The sequence below is a fragment of the Dyadobacter sp. CY312 genome (assembly GCF_021390535.1).
Taxonomy (GTDB): domain Bacteria; phylum Bacteroidota; class Bacteroidia; order Cytophagales; family Spirosomataceae; genus Dyadobacter.
Genome location: NZ_JAJUXG010000064.1, coordinates 1 through 590 on the forward strand (window position 1 = coordinate 1; position 590 = coordinate 590).

General features: G+C 47.1%; 2 protein-coding genes. Both read left to right on the forward strand.

Features of this window, described 5'->3' with window-relative positions; translation table 11 throughout:
- Positions 1-222 (forward strand): antirestriction protein ArdA (locus tag LZG71_RS30795; RefSeq protein WP_233827044.1); only part of this gene is annotated, 222 nt, incomplete at its 5' end.
- 109 nt (positions 223-331) lie between these two features.
- A partial coding sequence (locus LZG71_RS30800) for a hypothetical protein (protein WP_233827046.1) occupies positions 332-590 on the forward strand: 259 nt, incomplete at its 3' end.

A 590-nucleotide genomic window follows, 5' to 3' on the forward strand; every position in this document is an offset into this window, starting at 1 on the left:
GATGAGCAGCTGCAAAATTTCGATGAATGCTACCAGGGGTATTTTGCAGGATCGATGACGGACCCTGAACTGGAGTATGCATATGAATATGTCGATCAGACAGGACTACTCTCAGAAGTATCTCCGACCATTCAAAGATACTTCGACTATGAGGCGTTTGCCAGAGACCTTTTCATGGATGGTTACACCCAGATTGATGGTCATGTCTTCTCAGACTACTGAGACAAAAGGGCTTCGGCCCTTTTTTTGTCTTGTATTTTTTCAATGCATCAGCTGACGGTGGAAAAAGCCGGAAAATCCTCTGTCAGCTCGATTATACAAGAGGCCGGCCATGTCAGGCTGCTACCGGTATGGTCGGGTAATTACCTCCCCGGTTAAATGCTCACAGGGGGACCTGCCCGAAATCGCCTTAGGATACAATCAGGCTGAACACATTGCGTATTTTCACAATCTGTATGCGCAACGCACGGGCCGGTTGTCACGATGTCCGGATGCTTCGCGGCTGGTAATGATTCCTTCTCCGGCAGGCAAACACGCAGAAAAGAGGATAGTTGTTAGATGTAAAACTGATACTGTGATGAAAGAAAAAA